The following is a 15,830-nucleotide window of genomic DNA, read 5'->3' as shown; positions in this document are numbered from 1 at the left end:
TTCGAGTCAGGCATGCCCGCGGCTCAATGGAACAAAGTGAACAGGCCTTTGCCGCCCACCTTGTAGTTCAGGCCGCGGCAACGTTCGCCCTTGATCGCCGCGTCCGGCCCGCCGACGATGGCGTAGGCCGGAACCGGCTTGGAGACCACGCACTGGCCACCGACCACCGCGCCTTCGCCGATATCGGCACCGAACGAGAGCAGGGCGCGACTGGCAATCCAGGCATAGTCGCGGATATAGATCGGCCCGCCGACCGCCCAGAACTCCGGGGCCTGGACGTCATGGCCGCCGGCAATGATCAGCACGTGGGAGGCGATGGTCACATGGTCGCCAATGATCAGGCCGCCACGGGCATCCAGTTGGCAATGCCAGCCGACGGTGCTGTCGTTGCCGATGCGCAGGTTGTTCACCCCCAGCACCTCGGTGTTGCGCCAGACCGTCGAGCCCTTGCCGATCTTCGCCCCGCCCGCGCGCAACCAGAGCAGCCTCAGCGTATGGCTGGGAATCTTGCAGATGAGTATGTTGTAGGCCAGTTCCCAGCCGCGCAGCATGCGGTCGCGCAGGGTCGGCCAGTTGATCCCGTACAACGGGATCAGCTCGCCCTTGACCTCGCGGCCGAGCAAGGCATAGAACCGCCGGGCCAGGGGCGGCTCGATTCGCGATTCGATGTTCAGGTAGCTGATGAAACACAGCATATTGCCCTTGAGCGGCTGTTCGAAACACACGTCGTTTTCCAGCATCCACTGGTAGCTGCTTTCCAGTTCCTCCAGCCCTACGCCCATCTTCTCGGCGTATTCGGGCAGGGCCTGCCTCAGGTTCAACGAGTGGAATATGCGGTGTTTCATGGGTGGATTCCTGGCAGAGGGGTGGCCTTGAGCTTGAGACGCCGTGTTTCGTGCAGGTTCAGGCCCAGCATCAGCCAGAACAGGGCGATCAGCACATTGGTAAAGCTGAAATAGTGGTCGAAGAAGCCGCTGAGCAGCGCCGCCATCAAGCCGCAGGTAGTGCCGAGCCAGATGGCGTTGTCTTCGTTCAACTGGAAGGCGGCCAGGGAAGAGCGGGTGTCGCTCCACCAACTCCAGATCACCGCGGCAAACAGGACCAGACCCGGCACGCCGAGTTTGTAGATGAAGTTCAGCCACAGGTTGGAGATACCCCACAGGCCGGTGCCGGGCACGGGCGGCTCGACCTTGAAGCCGATGCCGAAGGGGAACATGGCCATGGCGTTGGGGAAGTGTGAGTATTCGTCGAAACGCACATTGGTACTGGCGTCGTTGCTGGAAAAGAGCCCCAGCAGGCGGTCCTGCAACGGCGGGTAGAACATCAGCAGCAGGCTGCCGAACACCAGGCCGGCGAGGATCACCTGACCGGCGTAGGGCACGCGTTTGCGGGCCATCCAGAACAGGACGATCAGCAGGCTGACCAGCGCCCCGCGTGAGCCCGAGAGCAGCAGGCCGATCACGCCCAGGCTTGCCACCGCCAGGCCCAGCGTGCGCCTCCAGCCTTGGCGGGCCAGCCCGTAGCAGAACGCCAATGGCAGCAGCAGGGTCATGGCGCCACCCAGGGCGTTGGGGTGCATCCAGGGCGAGCCCATGCGATTGGACAGTGCCGACAGGCTGTCCCCCAGCACCTCGATGCTGCCATAGCCGAGTGCGGCCAGGATCGGAGTCATGCCGGTGGCGCTACCGTTCTTGAGGAACACCGGGATCGACAGCAGCAACAGCAACAGGGTCCCGAGCAGCAGGCCGGTGACCACCTGCTCGCGAGCCTTTTGCTGATCGAGCAGGCGGGGCACCAGGAACAGCACCGACAGGTTGAGCAGCCAGCGGATCCAGTTCACCAGGCCGTTACCTTCGGCGTTGATCGTCAACTGGCCGACGATAAACGGAAAGGCACTGAACAACATCAAGGCCACCAGCCAGCGCTCGGTGCGCAGCAGGGGCGTTTTTTGCGGCAGGTTGTTGAACAGGCTTTGTACCAGCACGCTGCCCCAGACCAGCAGGATCAGGGCCTCGGACACCGTGGTACGCAGGCCGACCTGGATCGTCGAGTAGGGCAGGAAGGTGGCGAGCACGCTGAACAGCAGCAGGCCCCAGAGCGGATGGCGGATGATGGTCACCACGCCGCCGATGGCGACCAGCACGACCGCCACCTTGAACGGCGGCAGCAGCCAGGCGAGGATGCCGAACAGCAATCCGAACAACAGGGCGATGGGCAGCGCCAAGGGCATTATTTCAGCTCCTCGATCAGGTGGTTGAAGCGCTCCTGGTAGGCCGCGGTGCCATAACCCGCGGCCCAGGTCCGAAGTGCCTCGGGGTCCTCGGTGGGGGCGTCGGCCAGACCGATCATCAGCGCGCTGAGGGCCGGGCCGTCAGTGGGCGAGAAGCGCGGGCTGTGCGGTGGCGTGATTTCGTCCAGCGCCGACCCGCTGGCGACGGCCACCGGGGTGCCGACGCTGAGGGCTTCGATCACCGGCAGACCGAAACCTTCGGCATAAGACGGTTGCCACAAACGCTCGGCCTGTTGGTACACCCCGTGCAGTTGTGCATCGCTGAGGCCGGTCAGGTAATGCAGGCCCGGCAGGTGTTGCAGCGACGCGGGCAGGTCCTCGGGGGCGCCGATCAGCACCAACTCCGGTACCTGCGGCGATTGCTGGCGGGCGGCGTGCCAGGCGCTGACGAACCAGGGGATGTTCTTGCGCGGCTCACGGGTGCCGACGGCCAGCCAGTAGCGTTCAGGCACTTGCAGGTCGCTGATGTCGGCGGCCTCACCGACGAAACCGGTGACCAGGTTGGGCAACACACGGACCTTGTCGCGGGCTTCGGGAAACAACTTGACCAGTTCGTCGGCGGTGTATTGCGATGGGGTCCAGATCCGGTCGGCGACCTTTACCGAATGGCCGATGGAGAGGCGGTCGGTGGCCCGGTAGACGCGTTCCTTGAGTTTCGAACCGTGGCTGTTTTGCAGGGTCAGTTGGAACAGGTCATGCAGTTGCAGCACATAACGCATGCCGGCGGGCTTGCGCCCTGGCGGCAGGCCCATGTTGAAGTTGCAGAGGTAGACCTCGATCCCGGCTTCGCGCAACGCGCCGGGCAGGAAGCCGGCCTCGAAGCGCAGGCGTATCGGCAGACGGTGTACGCCGAACAAGGGCGAGCCCCATTTCGGACAGTGGACGCGGCGACGGATCGGGTGATCCTCCGGAGCTACCCCGAACAGTTGCAGGCTCACCTCGGGATGGGCGCGCAGGGCTTGCTCAAGGGCCAGGTTCTGACGGCCGATGCCGCTGTGGGTGTAACCCGCTGCCGGGCGATAATCCAGACCTATGCGCATACGGATTCTGCTTCCTTGAGGTGGGGGAGGCGGTTATAGACCGCTTCCAGTTGTGCGGCGGCCACGGACCAATCGTGTTCGGCCTTGACGTAGGCCCGGCCGGCTTCGGCGATCTGGTGCAGGCGCGACGGGTGTTCGAGAAGTTCGGCGAGCATCCGGGCCAGGGCTTGCGGGTCTTCGCTGCCCAGATAGTGTTGGCCGTTTTCGACCTTCAGTCCCGACACGCCCTGGCCGGTGGTGACCACCGGCAGGCCGGCGGCCATGGCCTCCAGCACCTTGAGCTTGGAGCCGCCGCCCTGGCGCAGCGGTGCGAAGAACACCGAGGCTTTGCTTTGCAGGGTGCGCAGGTCGGGGACAAAACCTTGCCATTCGATTCGCGGATCGGTCCAGCGCGCGCGCCAGGCATCCGGCAAGCCGAATCCGGCAATGGCGAAACGGACCCCCGGATTGAGCAGCCACAGGGCCGGGAGAATTTCCTCCAGGGCCCATTCGACGGCGTCCAGGTTCGGACTGTATTCGTAGTTGCCGATAAACAGCAGGCGTCGGGCGTGGAGGTCGGGTTGGACGCCGGCATAGAGGCCAGTGTCGACGCCGTTGACCACCACCGCCACCGGCTTGCCGGTCTGCTGGCGCAGTACCGTGGCGTCGTCGCGGGTCACCGCGATCAGTTCGGCGGCCTGGCGAAACACCCGGCTTTCCCAGCGCCGATAGCGTCGCTGGTCATATTGCGTGAAGGGCTTCATCCAGCCTGGCAGGCGGTCATAACTGGCGGCGCCGAGGGCCGACTCGACATTGTGCTCGGTGAGAATAAAAGGCTTGCCGGCATCGAGCAGTGGTTGTTCGAAGGGCTGGAAACTGTAGCTGTGCTCGATCTGGATCACGTCCCAGTCTTCTTCCAGCAGGGTGCGCAACCGGGCCTGCAACTGCGGCGCCAGGCCGTTGATCGTGGCCAGCATCGGGTAGGGCGCGAGCAGCACGCCGAGCAGGGTTTTCAGGCTGCGTAACGAGCGTCGCGGGACCACGATCAGGCGTTCGACAATCGGCGCCAGGGCATGGCGGGTAGCCTCGTCGACGTCGGTTTTCGATTGCACCAGCAGGGTAATCCGATGCCCGCGCGCGGCGAGGCTGCGCAGCAGGTGAAATTGCCGGGTCTTGCCGCCACTGGTGGTGGGCCAGGGCAGGTAGGGCAGGGTCCAGAGGATTTTCATGGCGTCCACACCAATAGCTGCAGGCTGGTTTTCAGCGGCACGGTAATGGCTGTGCTGTCGCTCAGAGTTGTCTGGGTGCCGGTCAACGGGTCGAACAGCGTCGCCTGGGTCACACCGGGCAATTGCAGGCTCTGGCCGCTGGCACTCCAGAACATCCAGACATGGGCGCCGTCATTGCGGGTCCAGGTGATGTTGTAGAGGTCGGCGGGCGCATTGCTCGACGACGGGGCGTCGGCCGGCTGGAGGGCCGGGCCGGTGACCGTGAGGAAGTTCTTCAGGGCGTTATACACCGGCTTCGGCTCGCCGTTGAGGTCGAGCAGGCCGTAATGCTGGTCGCGCGGGGTGGTTCGCTGATCGAGGTCGCTGAGGTTGAACAGGAAGATCCGTTGGTAGTCCATGGCGCTCATCAGGGCCAGGCGTCGCAGAGTGTAGTCGGCCTGTCCGTCGACGCCGATCAGTGCCTGCATTTCCTTGGGACCGTCATAGCTCGACCAGCCCCATTCGGTGGCCCAGACCTGGGTGACGCCCTTGCCGTGCAGATCGCTGTTCATGGCATTGCCCCTGAGCAGGAAGTCCTGGGCCGCGGCGTCGTCGCCTTCCGGGAATTGGGTATAGGGGTGATAGGCAGCGATGATGTTCTGGCCGGCCAGTCCCTGGCCCAACAGGGCGTCGAGCATCAAGCCGGGGGTACTGTGCATCTGGCCGAAGTAAGCGACGCCGGCGGTGGCGATGGCTTTGCCCGGCACCTGGGTGCGGATGGCATCGGCGGTGGTGCTCAGCATCTGGTAGTAGGCCGCGGGATCTTCCTTGGGCCGCCAGATGATGTTCGGTTCGTTCCATACCTGCCAGGTGCTCACCTGGGGGTAACGCTGGGCCAGGGTGACCATGCGCGAGGCGAACAGCTTGAAGTCCGTCGGTGGATACTGGTCGCTGCTCGGGGTGCCGGCCGGGGCGCTGCTGGCGAACGGCGGCGAGCCGACCAGGTAGGCGACGGTGTTGTAGCCATGGCTCTTCATCGCCGCCATGGCAGCATCGAGTTCGCTGAACTGGAAAGCCCCCTGTTCGGGTTCGATGATGAACCAGTGCAGGGTCAGGCGCACCCAGTTCAGGCCCAGTGCATCGAGCTGCGTCATCTGTTTCTGGTAGATGTCCGGATCGAAATACTGGAACTGGGCGTTGACCCCGAGAAAGTTTTTCCACTCCACCGCGCGGGGCGCCTTGAGCGTCGTCTGGGCGGCGACCTGGGGACTCCAGGGGATCAGGCTGACGGCGAGCGCCATCAGCAACAGGGCCGGGAACCATAAAAAGGCTCTACGCCACATCTTGATGTCCTCCGCAGGCCTGTTGGAACAACTGCAGGAAGCGCTCGGCGGTGTGGCTCCAGATCCGCTGTGCGCCGATCGCGCTGGCCTGTTCGGCCCAACTGATCGCCAGTTCCGGCTTGGCGCACAAGTGGCTCAGCTCCGTCGCCAGGGCCGTGACATTGCCCTGGGGGAAAATCACGCCGTTGCCCTGGGACACTTCCTCGGCAAAGGAACGTGCGTCCGAGGTGATGACGCCGCGTCCGCAGGCCACGGCCCAGGACAGCGCGCCGCTGGTCCCGCGCAGGCTGCCCAGCAGTTTGAGTTTGCTCGACTCGCGGTACGGCAGCACCATCACGTGGTGGGCCTGGATTACGGCGGGGATCTCGGCGGCCGGCAGGTCCAGTTGCCAGTCGACGTTGTCTTGCAGGCCAAGGCTCTGGATGTGCTGGCGCAGTTGATCGAGATAGCTGCCCGAAGGGCCGAAGGCCATCTCCGGCTCGCTGCCCCCGGCCAGGGTCAGGCGCACGCGGGTCCGCAAAGCCGGTTGCTGGGTGAAGGTGATGGCCAGGGCGTCGAGCAGGTCTTCGATGCCCTTGCCGCGGTAGATGAAACCGAAGTACAGCAGTCTCAGCGGCTCCAGCGCGGGCAGGGGCTTTGCCGCGATGGCCAGGTTACCGTGGGCAATCACTGCCATCTGTTCGTTGCGCAACCCCATGCGCTGGCGCAGGCAATGGCCGCCCGAATGGGTGAGTGTCACCAGGCGGGTCAGGCTGCGGGCCAGTTGCCGCTCCTCGTACAGGCACAGCGGATCGGCCAGCACCGTGGCCATCTGTGGTAGCGGCGAAGGCAGCCGTGCGGCCAGCGACAGCGGCCAGGGCAAGCGCTCGCGGCGCCAGACCAGGCGTTCCGGGTCATGCAAGGTCGCGGTCAGCGGCAGCGCCGGGAAGCGTGCGCGCAGGGCCTTCAAAGCGTGGAACTCGGCCAGGCGCCCGCCCCCGATTTCGGCGTGGACCAGATCGATGCCCTGCCACGATGCCTGCGCTACAAGCTCCCTGGCCCGTTGCGGGTCGTTGCCCACTCCCGCCAGGGGCGTGCTGACACGCACCCCGAGGTTTTCCAGCGCCGCTTTCAGATGCCCGGCGTAGTCGGCGATGCCATTCTGTTCCGGTGGCAGGGGCGCTATCAGGGCGATATGCATCAGGCATGGCTCCGGATGCGGGCCAGGGTATTGAGTACACGCTCGGGGATCTCGAAACGCCGGCGATTGAGGATGATGCCGTCGACGCGCTTGAACGCGGTATTGAGTGTCGACAGGGCATTTTCCAGGATCGGTACGGTGGTGCTTTCCGCTTCGATGATCAGCGCGATCAGGTCGGCCTGGCGCAGGGTCACGAAGGCTTCCTGGTTGGAGAAGAACGCGCCGGCATTGAGCAGCAGGATTTCCCCCGGATGCGCCGGGCCTTGGCCGTCGACGCGGACCCGATGGCCGCGTTCCTGCAGCAGGTTGGCCAGGTGCTCGATGACGAAGCTGACCCCTTCGCCACGCCGGGCCGAGGTCAGGCCGATGGCCAGTCCGTGTTCGGCGACCTGTTCCAGCGGCAGGACCCCATAGAGCCGGTACATGCTGGCAGTGAACGCGGTGCGACGCTGGATGCTGCCGTTGCTGATGTCTTGCAGGCTGGTCCAGATCTTGACCCCGAAGCGTGACTCGATCTTGTCGCCGTCGTGGATGCGCTGGTCCAGCAGATAGAAGAAATACAGGGCCAGCAGGCCGACCCCCAGGCTCAGCGGAATGGCCAGCAAGAGCATGGTCAGGCTTTTCGGGAAGACCCGGCTTTCGTTGAGGGTGGCCTGTTCGATCACCGCGATGTTGCTGATCTGGCTCTTGTCCAGTTCACGGTCGATCCGCGCTTTCTCGGTACTGGTGCTGTACAGGGCGAAGCTCTTTTCCGCGGCATCGAGTTCACGTTGCAGGCGGGCCATTTCCGGCTCCAGGGCCAGGGCCTGACGGCGGTCCTGTTCCAACTGGTTGAGCTGGGTTTCCTGCTGGGCGGCCTGGGTCTGCAAGCGACTGAGGCTGGCCTCCTGGTCGGCGAAGCTGTTCTGCAGGCGGGTGTAGACCGGGTTCGGCGCCAGGTTATCGGTGCGCTGGACTACCGCGTTCTGCGACTTGAGCAGGTCTTCCAGGTTGGCAATCGCCTTGTCCATGGCCTTCACCGGCGGTGCGCCTTCCTTGAAGGTGCGGAGCATTTCCTGGCGTTCGATCTGCTTGGCGTTGATCCGCTGTTGCAGGTCCTGGCGGTCCGGGTTGATGCTCATCTGCCGACCGATGCTGATTTCTTTCTTCATGCTGTCGAGCTGGGCTTTGATCCGGTCCAGCCCGCTCTTGGTCGAGGCCACCGCACGGGTGGTGTTCAGGTGCTCGCCGCGCAGGTTGTTGAGGTTGCGCGAGATATCGTTCAGGCGCTCGCCGATGCTCACCGCTCCCAGCTCGTTGAGATGGGCCTCGATCTGTTTCTTGTAGTCGAGGATGCGTTTGGTGGTCGCGGTACTTTCGCCTTCATAGAAGGCGTACAGGCTTTTACGCCCCAGGGTGCGGGTGCGTTCCTGTTCATACTGCTCGATCCAGCTCTTGACGATGGTCTGGGCGACCTGCGGGTCGTTCCAGGTGAAGCTGATTTCCATCACCGAGGAGCCCACGGCGTGGGTCACGCTGAAGTACTTCGTCAACTGGTCGGCGAGGCGTTCGACCGGTGTCTGCTTCTCCACCAGACCGAGCAGTTGCAGCAGGCCGCGACCGACATCCAGCAGGCCCTGCACCGTGCTCTTGACCAGGGTCTTGAGGGTGGCGATAAAGCCTTCCTGGGGCGGTACCCTGGACAGCTCGTCGAGGTATTGCTCGGCTACCAGCCGGGCGATCGGGCGCCCGGTGAGGATGCGTTCCTCATCGATGATCGGGTCGCGCTGGGCGCTGGGGATAATAGTTGCCTGGCGGTCGGAGATCTCGATCGGCAAGGTGCTGGTGTCCCGGCCCGGCTTGACCAGCAGCAGGGCCGTGGACTCGTAGCGGTTGGGCAACAGGAAGGCTCCCAGCAGGATGACGACGAAAGTCACCAGCACAGTGGTTTTCACTTCGCGCTTGAAGATGAAGAATAGGCGCAACAAGTCTCGGAAGGAGCGGATATTGATCATGTCTGTTGTCCTTAACGATCAGTTGCCAGTGCTGGTGGAGTTGTTCAGGTTGTAGTTCGCGCCGATGCCAATGGATTTCTGGAAGGGAATCAATTGGTTCAGATACAGGTCGACCCACTCGATGCCGTTGCCCACATGGGACTTGGGCACGAACACCACGTCGCCGCGTTGCAGCAGCACCGGTGCGCGGTTGCTGGCGCCGGCGAGCATGGTGTCGCGATAGTCGAAGAAGTAGGTCTTGTAGCGACCGTCGTCGTCCTGGCGCAGCAAGGCGATATTGCGGCTGTCGCCCACCGGCAACAGACCGCCGGCACCGATCAGGGCCTGTTCCAGGGTGGTGACGGTGGTCACCGGCAGGCTGGCCGGGGTGCGCACCGAGCCACCGACGAACACGGTGTTGCTCGGGGCCTGGGAGATATTCACCGTCAGGGCCGAATCCTGGTAGATATTCTTCAGCTTGTCTTCGAGGATCAGGGTCAGCTGTTGGGGGGTCAGGCCGGCGGCCTTGACGTTGCCGACATAGGGGTAGGAAAAGCTGCCGTCATTCATCACGATGAACAGCGTCAGTTCGTAGATCGAGTTGGCGGTGAAGGCGGAAATGGACGGCGCTTCACCGGTATTGCGCACGATACGCAAGGTGTCGCCGGCGCGGATGCGCTGGTCCGGCAGCGGCTTGCCGGCCAGGGCGTCGCCGGCCCGGTGACCTTCGCGCAGGACGTCGTTATCCGGTAATGCCACCTTGGCCGGTATGCTGCACGCGCTGATTAATAAAACACTGAGGATCAGCAGGAGTTTGTTCATTGGTCAGTCTTCCCTTTATGCATGGTTACCCCCCCTTGACGGACCCGGGTCCGCGCATGTGGGTGCTCCTACTGTTTCAGGTGCCTCAGGTCTTGCTGGTTTCGACGGGAACCCGTCCATAAATATCGGTGAAACGCACGATGTCGTCTTCGCCGAGGTATTCGCCGCTCTGTACTTCGATCATCACCAGGTCGATCACCCCCGGGTTGACCAGCCGGTGCTGTTTGCCCGGCTTGATAAAGGTCGACTCATTGGTATCGAGCATGAACTCGTTGTCGCCGTTGGTGACCCGCGCCATGCCGCTGACCACGATCCAGTGTTCGCTGCGATGGTGGTGCATCTGCAGCGACAGCGACGCATTGGGCTTGACCACGATGCGCTTGATCTTGAAGCGCTTGCCTTCCTCGAGCACGGTGTAGGTGCCCCATGGACGGGTTACGGTGCGGTGCAGGCGATAGGCGTCGTGGCCCTGGCGCTTGAGTTCCTGGGCGATCAGCCTGACGTCCTGGCTGCGTTTGCCGTCGGCGATCAGCAAGGCGTCCGGCGTGTCGATGATGATCAGGTCCTTGAGCCCGACGCCGCCCACCAGGCGCTTGGGCGAATCGATGTAGCAGTTGCTGACGTCATGCAGCACGGTCTCGCCGTTGCACTGGTTGCCCTGGGCATCGGCCGGTGTCAGTTCACGCACCGCCTGCCACGAACCGATGTCGCTCCAGCCGAGTTGGCAGGGCACCACCACGACTTTGCGCGAGCGTTCCATCAGGGCGTAGTCGATGGAGATGTCCGGCGCCCGGGCCAGGCTCTTGCCGTCCAGTTCCAGTTGAAGTTCCTGGCTGCCTTCGCGGCTGTGGCTGAGGGCCAGGCACTCGGTCATGGCCTCGAGGACGTCCGGGGCGTGTTCGCGCAGTTCGCGCAGCACGGCGTCGGCCCGCATGCAGAACATGCCGGCGTTCCACAGGTACCGGCCGCCATTGAGGTACTGCTGCGCGGTCTTCGCATCGGGCTTCTCGACAAAGCGGGCGACCTGGAACGCCTCATCGCCCAGGGCCTGGCCTTTCTCGATATAGCCGAAGCCGGTCTCGGGGTGGGTCGGTACCAGGCCGAAGGTCACCAGCCAGCCTTGCTCGGCCAGGAGTCGAGCGCTGTCGACCGCCTTGGCGAAGGCGTCCAGGTCCTTGATCAGGTGATCGGCCGGCAGAACCAGCAGTTGCGCGTCGTCGCCGTAGAGCCTGGCCACATACAAGGCCGCCGCGGCGATGGCCGGGGCGGTGTTGCGACCAAAGGGTTCGAGGATGAAGTCCAGCGCCGCGTCGGCCTTGTTCAACTGGCGGTAGTCATCCAGGGTACGGAAGAACACCTCGCGGTTGGTCACCGTCAGTACCCGCTGGACACCGGGCAGTTCGGCGGCCCGGCGGAAGGTCTTCTGCAACAGGCTTTCGCCGTCGGGCAGGCGCATGAAGGGTTTCGGCATGGCCTCGCGGGAGACCGGCCACAAACGGGTGCCGGCGCCACCGGCGATGATGCAGGGAATGAGTACGCCCATTCAGAAGGCCTCGCGGGTCATGAGCACTGCCGGGACAGTGCGGAACAGGATGTAGAGGTCGAACCAGATCGACCAGTTTTCGATGTACTCCAGATCGAACTCGACACGTTTTTCGATTTTTTCCAGGGTGTCGGTTTCGCCACGGTAGCCGTTGATCTGGGCGAGTCCGGTGATACCTGGCTTGACCCGGTGGCGCGAGGTGTATTCCTTGACCGCTTCCTCGAACAGGATGCCCGCCGCCTTGGTGGCCGTGGCGTGGGGGCGCGGGCCGACCATCGACATGCTGCCGATGAAAACATTGAACAGCTGTGGCAACTCGTCGAGGCTGGTTTTGCGGATAAAACGTCCGACCCGGGTGATCCGCGGATCGCCGCGGGTGGTTTGGGTTTCGGCGTTGGCATCGCTCTGGTGCTGGTGCATCGAGCGGAACTTGAAGACTTCGATCAGGCGGTTGTTGTAGCCGTAGCGCTTCTGGCGAAACAGCACCGGGCCCGGCGAGTCGATTTTGATCGCCAGGGCCGTCAGCAGCATGATCGGCGACAAGAGGATCAGTGCGAGGCTCGACAGGACCATGTCCTCCAGGCGCTTGAACATCGGCGACCAGCCGCGCAGGGGAACCTCGGAGGCGTTGAACATCGGCAGGTTGGCGACTTCGGTGATGCGGTTGTGGGCATGCCGGAAGGCAACCATGTCCGGCACCAGCAGCACATTGACCGGCAGGCGGCGTAGTTCGCGGATGATGTAGTCCATGCGGTTTTCCGCCGACCAGGGCAGGGCGACCAGGACCTGGGTGACCTTTTCTTCGCGGATCAGGCGTTCCAGGTCATTGGAGTTGCCCAGCAGCGGCTGGTTGACCAGGGTCTTGGGCAGGCGGCCGATGCGGTCGTCGATAAAACCGATGACCCCGGAGCGGATGTCCTGGTGCTGGGCCAGGTATTCGGCCAGGCGCTGGCCGTTTTCAGTGGCGCCGAGGATAACCGCGTGCTGCAGGAAAAAACCCCGTTGCATCAGTTGCTGGAACAGGGTCAGCAGAACCAGGCGTTCGACACCGAACAGTATCAGGCTTGAAATAAACCAGATAAACAGTTCGGTGTTGGTCAGGAAGTTGAACAGTGACAAACCATGGTGCATGAACAGCAGCAGGCAGAACGCCGATGACCAGGCGAAGAGTGTGAGTTGAAAACGCAGCAGGTTGCTGAAGATGGTCTCGGCATACACGCCCAGCGCCTGGAAGATCAGCACGCTGATGAAACCGAAGAACAGCAGCAGGGTGAGGTAGCTCTTGATGGCGGTCGGATCTTGCTCGCCCAGGTATACCAGCAGCATCAGGCCCGGCAGCATCGCGGTCAGGCCATGGACCATGCGGATGCCGAACAGGAAGTACTCGACCATGCTGGGTCGAGTCAGGAATAGGCTGTCAACCGGCTGCAGGCGCATAAACCCCCTCCCGTCTTACCATCGTGAATGGTAATTACGAAATGTCGTGGCAGTTGTTTCAGTAGAAAAACCAAGGCTTTGTTGCGCTGACCCCATCCCTGAAGGTTGATCATTTTGCAGATTGAACAGCGTCAATCCACGTGAGTGTTCCTACTGTCGTCTTGCGATTTTCATCGACCTGACGCTTCGTGTTTGCTTCCTGCTATGGGTGTTATGGGGTTGAGTAAAGCGCATGAAACAGCAGACTGCTATCCAAATGACGGCTTATTGTAAAAAAAATCCGACTAATTCTTTCGTATTAGGACTACATAAATAGCAGATAAATTCAATGGGTCGAGAGTCTTTTTGCTTCGGCCGCGGTCAACATCTTTCACGGTCACTTTGAAGGAAGACAAGGCTCATGAACGAGCGCAAGGCATTGTTGATTCTGCATGGCAAACAAGCCCTCAACGAGGCTGTGCGGGCCGCTGTCGAGGGCAAGCGGGCCGAGGGCTGGGACCTGGCGGTGCGCTTGACCTGGGAGGCCGGCGATGCCCGGCGCCTGGTCGGCGAAGCGCTGGCGCTGGGCTATCGGCAGTTGATTGCCGGCGGCGGCGACGGCACTCTGCGCGATGTCGCCGAGGCCCTGGCCAATGCCGAAGTGGACGCCAGCCTGGTGTTGCTGCCGCTGGGGACCGCCAATGACTTTGCCCGTTCGGCCGGTGTGCCGCTGGAGCCGGCCCAGGCCCTGGCGTTGCTTGAGGTCCCGGCGCGGGCGATCGACCTTGGCGGCGTCGGCGAGCAGATATTCCTCAACATGGCCACCGGCGGCTTTGGCAGCCTGGTCACCGCCAATACTTCGGAAGATCTGAAAAAACTGCTGGGAGGCGCTGCCTACCTGTTTACCGGCCTCAGCCGTTTCAGTGAGTTGCATGTCGCCTATGGCGAGCTGCAGGGGCCGGATTTCCACTGGAAGGGCGATCTGCTGGCATTGGGCATCGGCAACGGTCGCCAGGCGGGAGGTGGGCACCCGCTGTGCCCCGAGGCGCTGGTCGACGACGGCATGCTCGATATCAGCATCCTGCCGGCCCCCCAGGAGATGATCACGACCTTGCGCGAGTTGATGGCCGGTGGCTGGGGGCTGGACAACCTGTTTGTCCGGGCTCGCCTGCCCTGGGTCGAAATCAAGGTGTCCGAGGGGTTGTACCTCAATCTCGACGGTGAGCCCTTGCTCAGCGACAGCCTGCGTTTCGAGGTCCGTCCGGCGGCCCTGCGGGTGCACCTGCCGGAGGATTCACCGCTGCTCAGTCGTCGAGGCTGATGATCTGCTCACGCACGGCGAACAGCACCAGGCCGGCGACGTCGAAGATCTGTAGCCGTTTCATGATCTGCGAACGGTGGGTTTCCACGGTCTTGATGCTCAGGCCCAGGCCATTGGCGATTTCCCGGGTCGACTTGCCGCGCACGATCAGCCGCAGGATCTCCAGCTGACGCCCGGTCAGATTGTGGTTGGCGCTCCGTTCGGCCGGCAGGTTGCGCTGGACCTGGGTCAGGGCCTGGTTGATCACCGTATGGGCGATGGCCGGGCTCAGGTAGCGCTCGTTGCTGCGCAGGGCATCCAGGGCCTGGGCCAGTTCGGTGGCGGTGGTGTCCTTGAGCAGGTAGCCGTGGGCACCGATTTCCAGGGCCTGCATGATCAATTGCGGGTCGGTGTGCATCGACAGGATCAGCACCTTGCTCTGCGGGCGCACCGCCTTGAGCTTGCGCAGGGCATCCAGGCCACCGGTTTCGCGCATGGACAGGTCGAGCAGGATGATGTCCGGGTTCAGCCGTTCCACGGCATCGAGCAACTGCGCGCCGTCGCTGGCTTCGCCGATCACGGCGTAACCCGGGATATCCAGTACCAGGGCGCGGACACCGGCCCGGATCAGTGAGTGGTCATCCACCAGGAGTAGGGTGCAGGTCATGGAGCCTTATTCTTGCTGGCGCGTTCCAGGGCGCGTGGCGCCCAGGGCAGCAGTGCTTCGATCTGCGTACCTTTGCCGGGTCCGCTGGTGACTGTCAATGTTCCGCCTGCCTGTTCAATGCGTTCAGCCATGCCGGCCATGCCGCGCTGGCCCGCCTCGCCGGGATTGCGCGCCGGCGAAAAGCCCTGGCCGTCGTCGGCGATGTGCAGGGACAAGCCTTCGGGCAAGCGCTGGATACGCACCAGCAGGTTACGCGCCTGGGCATGGCGCAGCATGTTGGTGACGGCTTCCTGGGTCACGCGGAAGGCGGTCACCGCCATCTCCTCGGGTATGCCGGTCAGTCGCTGGTGACACTCCAGGCTCCAGAGCACGCTGGTGTTTTCCAGGGTCTTGAGCAAATGCGCGCGCAGACTGGCCTCCAGGCCAAGGCTGGTCAACTGGCGGGGATTGAGAATGGCTGAAACGTCGCGAACCTTGGCCAGGGTTTCGTCGAGGGTGTTGCCCAGGGTCTCGCAGTGACTTTGCAGGTCGTCGGGCAAGCGCCGTTGCAACCACTGGGTCTGGAGCTTGGCCGCGGTGAGCAACTGGCCGATGTCATCATGCAGTTCGCGGCTGAGGCGATGCCGCTCGTTCTCTTGCACCTGGAGCAGGCGATCAGCCAGTTCCTGCGGCTGGAACTGGATGGAGGTGCCGGCGTCGCGGTGCTGGAGCCAGACGCTGGCCAGGGCGGCCAGGTTGAGGATCAACAATCCCGTCGGGAAGCCTGTACATGTGCAGTAGATGAGCAGGCTGGCGATGGCCGAACTGACGCATAGCACGACTGTCAGCCGGCGGGCATTTTTTCGAGACGGGAGCCAAGGCTTGAATGACTTGAGGCTGGCGTACATAGCGTATGGAGCCGATGAATGTTCGCTACGGGTAGACCGTCAGGACAACCGACAGGCCAAGTTTGAAAAACGGGTACGGTTTAATGTGTGCGTTCGAGGTGAAACAGTGTCAGGGTGAGAAACTTTGCGCAATGATGTCATTTTGATATCTATTTACAAAATTACTAAGCTGTACAAGTACA

General features: G+C 63.1%; 13 protein-coding genes. 1 reads left to right on the top strand and 12 read right to left on the bottom strand.

The window, feature by feature from the left end; genetic code table 11:
• Positions 1-23 precede the first annotated feature (23 nt).
• The 10 genes from M5C56_RS02215 to M5C56_RS02170 form a co-directional block, all read right to left on the bottom strand.
• The gene (locus M5C56_RS02215; RefSeq protein WP_103496704.1) at positions 24-845 is read right to left on the bottom strand and encodes an acyltransferase; all 822 of its coding nucleotides are present in this window, start codon (positions 843-845) and stop codon (positions 24-26) included.
• Positions 842-2,230, bottom strand: coding sequence for an O-antigen ligase family protein (locus tag M5C56_RS02210; RefSeq protein WP_103496705.1), 1,389 nt, complete (start codon positions 2,228-2,230; stop codon positions 842-844). The genes M5C56_RS02215 and M5C56_RS02210 overlap by 4 nt, the downstream gene beginning before the upstream one ends.
• Positions 2,230-3,330, bottom strand: coding sequence for a glycosyltransferase family 1 protein (locus M5C56_RS02205; protein WP_103496706.1), 1,101 nt, complete (start codon positions 3,328-3,330; stop codon positions 2,230-2,232). The genes M5C56_RS02210 and M5C56_RS02205 overlap by 1 nt, the downstream gene beginning before the upstream one ends.
• Positions 3,321-4,538, bottom strand: a complete 1,218-nt coding sequence (locus tag M5C56_RS02200) for a glycosyltransferase family 4 protein (protein WP_103496707.1) — start codon at positions 4,536-4,538, stop codon at positions 3,321-3,323. The genes M5C56_RS02205 and M5C56_RS02200 overlap by 10 nt, the downstream gene beginning before the upstream one ends.
• Entirely contained in the window at positions 4,535-5,818 is a 1,284-nt protein-coding gene (locus tag M5C56_RS02195) for a beta-galactosidase (RefSeq protein ID WP_247263019.1), read from the bottom strand. Before M5C56_RS02195 ends, M5C56_RS02200 begins: the two co-directional genes overlap by 4 nt.
• A gap of 31 nt (positions 5,819-5,849) precedes the next feature.
• Complete coding sequence (locus tag M5C56_RS02190) at positions 5,850-7,040, bottom strand: glycosyltransferase (RefSeq protein ID WP_103496709.1); 1,191 nt, start codon at positions 7,038-7,040, stop codon at positions 5,850-5,852.
• A complete protein-coding gene (locus M5C56_RS02185; RefSeq protein WP_103496710.1) occupies positions 7,040-9,034 on the bottom strand; it encodes a GumC family protein in 1,995 nt (664 codons plus the stop codon). Before M5C56_RS02185 ends, M5C56_RS02190 begins: the two co-directional genes overlap by 1 nt.
• Positions 9,035-9,052: 18 nt before the next feature.
• Complete coding sequence (locus tag M5C56_RS02180) at positions 9,053-9,835, bottom strand: polysaccharide biosynthesis/export family protein (protein WP_103496711.1); 783 nt, start codon at positions 9,833-9,835, stop codon at positions 9,053-9,055.
• An 85-nt stretch (positions 9,836-9,920) separates the two neighbouring features.
• The gene (locus M5C56_RS02175) at positions 9,921-11,378 is read right to left on the bottom strand and encodes a mannose-1-phosphate guanylyltransferase/mannose-6-phosphate isomerase (RefSeq protein ID WP_103496712.1); all 1,458 of its coding nucleotides are present in this window, start codon (positions 11,376-11,378) and stop codon (positions 9,921-9,923) included.
• Entirely contained in the window at positions 11,379-12,815 is a 1,437-nt protein-coding gene (locus M5C56_RS02170; RefSeq protein ID WP_103496713.1) for an undecaprenyl-phosphate glucose phosphotransferase, read from the bottom strand. It lies immediately after the preceding gene.
• 400 nt (positions 12,816-13,215) lie between these two features.
• Between M5C56_RS02170 and yegS the strand changes: the two genes are divergently transcribed.
• A complete protein-coding gene (gene yegS / locus M5C56_RS02165; protein ID WP_103496714.1) occupies positions 13,216-14,115 on the top strand; it encodes a lipid kinase YegS in 900 nt (299 codons plus the stop codon).
• Here the strand turns inward: yegS and M5C56_RS02160 are convergent.
• Together M5C56_RS02160 and M5C56_RS02155 are read right to left on the bottom strand one after the other, a co-directional pair.
• Positions 14,099-14,761 carry a response regulator transcription factor gene (locus M5C56_RS02160; RefSeq protein WP_103496715.1) on the bottom strand — a complete coding sequence of 221 codons (663 nt, stop codon included), beginning with the start codon at positions 14,759-14,761 and terminating at the stop codon, positions 14,099-14,101. The genes yegS and M5C56_RS02160 overlap by 17 nt on opposite strands.
• Positions 14,758-15,648, bottom strand: a complete 891-nt coding sequence (locus M5C56_RS02155; protein WP_103496716.1) for a sensor histidine kinase — start codon at positions 15,646-15,648, stop codon at positions 14,758-14,760. The genes M5C56_RS02160 and M5C56_RS02155 overlap by 4 nt, the downstream gene beginning before the upstream one ends.
• Between the last annotated feature and the right edge of the window lie 182 nt (positions 15,649-15,830).

Source organism: Pseudomonas sp. MWU13-2862 (assembly GCF_023242495.1).
In the GTDB taxonomy this organism is placed as follows: Bacteria; Pseudomonadota; Gammaproteobacteria; order Pseudomonadales; family Pseudomonadaceae; genus Aquipseudomonas; species Aquipseudomonas gingeri_D.
The sequence above is the reverse complement of the archived record's forward strand: the minus strand, read 5'-3'. Positions and strand labels throughout refer to the sequence as shown.

Bases quoted from the DNA above. Each gene is read 5' to 3' on its own strand.
- M5C56_RS02160 (WP_103496715.1), bottom strand. From the start codon at position 14,761: ATGACCTGCACCCTACTCCTGGTGGATGACCACTCACTGATCCGGGCC.
- M5C56_RS02185 (WP_103496710.1), bottom strand. From the start codon at position 9,034: ATGATCAATATCCGCTCCTTCCGAGACTTGTTGCGCCTATTCTTCATC.
- M5C56_RS02155 (WP_103496716.1), bottom strand. From the start codon at position 15,648: ATGTACGCCAGCCTCAAGTCATTCAAGCCTTGGCTCCCGTCTCGAAAA.
- yegS (WP_103496714.1), top strand. From the start codon at position 13,216: ATGAACGAGCGCAAGGCATTGTTGATTCTGCATGGCAAACAAGCCCTC.
- M5C56_RS02215 (WP_103496704.1), bottom strand. From the start codon at position 845: ATGAAACACCGCATATTCCACTCGTTGAACCTGAGGCAGGCCCTGCCC.
- M5C56_RS02190 (WP_103496709.1), bottom strand. From the start codon at position 7,040: ATGCATATCGCCCTGATAGCGCCCCTGCCACCGGAACAGAATGGCATC.
- M5C56_RS02210 (WP_103496705.1), bottom strand. From the start codon at position 2,230: ATGCCCTTGGCGCTGCCCATCGCCCTGTTGTTCGGATTGCTGTTCGGC.
- M5C56_RS02180 (WP_103496711.1), bottom strand. From the start codon at position 9,835: ATGAACAAACTCCTGCTGATCCTCAGTGTTTTATTAATCAGCGCGTGC.
- M5C56_RS02175 (WP_103496712.1), bottom strand. From the start codon at position 11,378: ATGGGCGTACTCATTCCCTGCATCATCGCCGGTGGCGCCGGCACCCGT.
- M5C56_RS02170 (WP_103496713.1), bottom strand. From the start codon at position 12,815: ATGCGCCTGCAGCCGGTTGACAGCCTATTCCTGACTCGACCCAGCATG.
- M5C56_RS02195 (WP_247263019.1), bottom strand. From the start codon at position 5,818: ATGGCGCTCGCCGTCAGCCTGATCCCCTGGAGTCCCCAGGTCGCCGCC.
- M5C56_RS02205 (WP_103496706.1), bottom strand. From the start codon at position 3,330: ATGCGCATAGGTCTGGATTATCGCCCGGCAGCGGGTTACACCCACAGC.
- M5C56_RS02200 (WP_103496707.1), bottom strand. From the start codon at position 4,538: ATGAAAATCCTCTGGACCCTGCCCTACCTGCCCTGGCCCACCACCAGT.